Genomic DNA, 3,815 nt, shown 5'->3' on the forward strand with positions numbered 1-3,815 from the left:
GTCCGGCCTAACCTTGCGACCGCCCACAGATTCGGGACCAGATAACCCGGGCACTGACAAAAGCGAGGACACCATGGCAAAGAACAAGGGAACCAAAGTGCCGGACATGTCGGAAATCCCCGGCATGAAAGAGGCTCAGGACGGGATGGCCCTGATGGGTCAGATCGGCAAGATGATGCTGGATCACATGGGGCGCTCGGGCGCCGGATTTGCCGCCTTTGTCAACGCGCGGCTCAAGCAGGACGCCGAGGTCCGGCAAGAGATCATGGCCTGCCGCGATGTCGATGAATTGAAGCGGATTCAGTCGGCCTATCTGAAAGGCGCGATGGAGCAGTTCTCGGTCGAGACCGAAAAGGCGGTGCGCGATGGGACCAAGGTTCTGGAAGATGTGATGAAGCGGGCGCAAAAGCCGAAAAAGCCCTGACCGGCCGCCGGAAAGCGACACCCCCGGCGCCGGGCCGGGGGTGCGATTGATTATTCCGAACCGATCTTTTTAAAGGTCATGTCAGGCTCGGCCAGATATTCGCGGCCCTTGAACATGCCCTGCCAATACATCGGCGGCAGCATCCGTTCCTTCAGGAACCATGCGGCGCGGGTGGGTTTCTTGCCGTCGATCAGCCACTGCGGGAAGCTGGGCAGTAGCTTGCCGCCATAGCCGAACTCGGCCAGCACGATCTTGCCGCGTTCGACGGTCAGCGGGCACGAGCCATAGCCGTCATATTGCGCGACCAGATCCTTGCCATCCAGCACCGCCAGCGCGTTGACTGCAACGACCGGCGCCTGCTTGCGCACGGCGGCGGCGGTTTTGGCGTTCGGGGTCGAGCAGCCATCGCCAAGCCCGAAGATATTGGCGAATTTCTTGTGCTGCAGCGTCGCCTGATCGACATCGACCCAACCGGCGGCATCGGCCAGCGGCGAGGCTTTGATAAAGTCCAGACCGGTCTGCGGCGGGCAGACATGCATCATGTCGAACTCTTTTTCGACAAGGGTTTTCGTGTCGCCATCGGTCACTTCGAAGGTTGCCACTTTGGCGTTGCCATCGACCTTGACCAGATTGTGGAAGAAGCTGAGCGTCGCATCGTATTTCTGCACGTATTCCATCAGCGCGGGCACGTAATCCGGCACGCCGAACAGCACGCCACCGGCGTTGCAGAATTCGATGTCGATGTCTTTCAGAACCCCGGTGCGCAGCCAATAGTCGGCCGACAGATACATCGCCTTTTGCGGCGCGCCGGCGCATTTGATCGGCATCGGCGGCTGGGTGAAGATCGCCTTGCCCTTGCGGGTGGCCTGCACCAGCTCATAGGTATAGGGCGCCAGATCGAAGCGATAGTTCGAGGTCACGCCGTTCTTGCCCAGCGTCGCCGGCAGGCCTTCGATCGCCTCCCATGCCAGACGCAGGCCGGGGCAGACCACCAGAACCTCATAGCCATAGCGGGCGCCGTTTTCGAGCGAGACCTCGTTGCGGGCCGGATCAAAGGCCGAGACCGCGCCGCGGATCAGTTGCACACCATCGGGGATGACATCGACCATGCGGCGCATGGTCTGGCCCTTGGTGAACACACCGGCGCCGACCAGCGTCCAGCCGGGTTGATAGTAATGTTCTTCGCGCGGCTCGATGATGGCGATTTTCGCCTGCGGGCGGCGTTTCAGGATCGAGGCCGCCGTGGCCACGCCACCGGCGCCGCCGCCGACGATCAGCACGTCGTATTTCTCGGGGGTGGCGGTCTGGATGCTTTCGCCGAACCGTTCTTCCATGCGCGGGCGTAAGCCCGACAGGTCATAGCCTGCTTGTGCGGTGGCGGTCAGGATCGCGTCAGGCGACAGCATCTTGGCGCGGGCCAGCGCCCACAGGGTCGAGGACCGGGTGCCGGTGCGGCAATACGCCAGAACCGGGCCTTTGCAGCCCTTCAGCGCGTCGTCGAAACTTTGGATAATCTCGTCGGAAATCATGCCCGGCTTGATCGGGACAAAGCGGAATTCCAGACCGGCCTCGCGGGCGGCGGTGGCAATTTCGGCGGCCGAGGTCTGATCATCGGCCTCGCCATCGGGGCGGTTGCAGATAATGGTCCGGTATCCGGCTTCGGCAATGCGGGCCACATCATCCGGCTTGATCTGTGGCGACGCCGCAAAGCTGGGCGCAATTTGTTTGATTTCCATCGGTGTTCCTCCCTGAATCAGGGTCTGTTCGCGTGAGAATTGGCGAAACATACAAAAAAATGAATATTTCGCAACCCTTCCCAACAGGGACGGGCCCCTGCATCCGGATTACAGCATGGGCCGCGGCGGGGAAAGGCCCCGCGCGGGGGTTACTCGAACTCCATTTCGGTAAAGACGACACCGGCGTTTTTGGTCGCCAGTTCTTCGAACGTGTCCAGATGGGCATAGGGCGACTGATCGACGTAATAGGCATCGTCCAGCGTGCCGCCGTTTTCCAGATGTTCGGCGATCTTGCCGCGCAGATAGACCAGATAGTCATGGGTATAGCGCCGCACCTGCGCCATGTTGGTCGGGTGGCCGTGACCGGGGATCACATAGAGCGCGCCCAGCGGTTCAAACGCGGTTTCCCAAGTCTCGATCCAGCAGCTTGTGCAGGTCTCGCTAAAGATCGGCGGCATCCGTTCGTGAAAGGCGATATCGCCCGCGATCACCAGCTTCTGCTCGGGCAGCCAGACCTGAATATCACCGGGGCTGTGGGCGGGGCCAAGGTGCAGCACCTCGATATGCATCTCGCCCATGTCGATGGTGTAGGTATCTTCAAAGGTGATGGTCGGGCCTTGCGCCACGGTGCCCTCGGCATTCTCGCGGGCGTAACGCTTCATGCCTTCCAGCAGTTGATAGCTGTTGGCCTCGAATTCCTCGGCGGCCTCGGCATGGGCCAGCACGTCGATGCCCTGTTCGGTCCAGTAATTGTTGCCCAGCATGGCATGGCCCTGACCGTTTTCATTGATCACCAGTTTGACTGGCTGATCGGTCAGCGCCTTGATCTCGTCATGCAGCGCCTTTGACAGCGCGTAATTGGCGCCAGCGTTGACCACGATCACCCCGTCGCCGGTGATGATGAAGTTCAGGTTGTTGTTGTGACCGGCGTTCTCATAGGTCGGCGGAGCGGTGGCGCCCGTGGCGGTAAAGATATGCGGGATCACCTCGACCGGTTTCGAATACAGCACCGATTGCGGGTATTGATCGGGGATATCTTCGCTGGCCAGCGCCGGAAGCGCGGCAAGGGTCAGCACGGAAAACACGAAAGCATTGCGGATCATCAGGTCTCCTCCCAAAGACCCGCAAAGAATATACACATTTGAATGTGTGGCAAGCAGGCGTTTAGCGGGCTGCCTCGGCCGCGGCGCGGATGGTGCGGATATTGTCGCCATAGACGCCGGGATTATCGACCGATCCGCCTTTGAACACGGCCGAGCCCGCGACCAACACATCAGCGCCCGCCGCCGCCATCAACGGCGCGGTTTCGGGGGTGATGCCGCCGTCGATCTCGATATGGATCGGGCGGTCGCCGATCATGGCACGCAGCTTTTTCACCTTGTCGATCTGGCTGTGAATGAACTTCTGCCCGCCAAAGCCGGGGTTCACGGTCATCACACAAATGAGGTCGACCATATCCATCAGATAGTCCAGATCCTCGATCCCGGTGCCGGGGTTGATCGCCAGACCGGCCTTGCAGCCCGCACCACGAATGGCCTGCAAGGTGCGGTGGATATGCGGCCCGGCCTCAAGATGCGCGGTCAGCACATCGGCGCCAGCTTCGGCAAAGGCGTCGATATAGGGGTCAACCGGCGAGATCATCAGATGCACGTCCA

4 protein-coding genes are annotated in these 3,815 nt (G+C 61.0%); 1 reads left to right on the forward strand and 3 read right to left on the reverse strand.

All coding sequences use genetic code 11. The features are described 5' to 3' along the window. The first annotated feature begins 73 nt into the window (after positions 1-73). Positions 74-424, forward strand: coding sequence for a phasin family protein (locus ABYW26_RS11790; RefSeq protein WP_372605083.1), 351 nt, complete (start codon positions 74-76; stop codon positions 422-424). A 50-nt stretch (positions 425-474) separates the two neighbouring features. Here the strand turns inward: ABYW26_RS11790 and ABYW26_RS11795 are convergent, their stop codons facing one another. The 3 genes from ABYW26_RS11795 to ABYW26_RS11805 form a co-directional block, all read right to left on the reverse strand. Then, positions 475-2,160, reverse strand: a complete 1,686-nt coding sequence (locus tag ABYW26_RS11795; RefSeq protein WP_372605084.1) for a TIGR01244 family sulfur transferase — start codon at positions 2,158-2,160, stop codon at positions 475-477. A 149-nt stretch (positions 2,161-2,309) separates the two neighbouring features. Continuing rightward, positions 2,310-3,263 carry an MBL fold metallo-hydrolase gene (locus ABYW26_RS11800; RefSeq protein ID WP_372605086.1) on the reverse strand — a complete coding sequence of 318 codons (954 nt, stop codon included), beginning with the start codon at positions 3,261-3,263 and terminating at the stop codon, positions 2,310-2,312. Positions 3,264-3,324: 61 nt separating this feature from the next. Continuing rightward, positions 3,325-3,815, reverse strand: a 491-nt coding sequence (locus ABYW26_RS11805; protein ID WP_372605088.1) for a ribulose-phosphate 3-epimerase, incomplete at its 5' end; no start/stop codon positions are given.

It is taken from the genome of Actibacterium sp. (assembly GCF_041584535.1).
GTDB lineage: Bacteria > Pseudomonadota > Alphaproteobacteria > Rhodobacterales > Rhodobacteraceae > Actibacterium_D.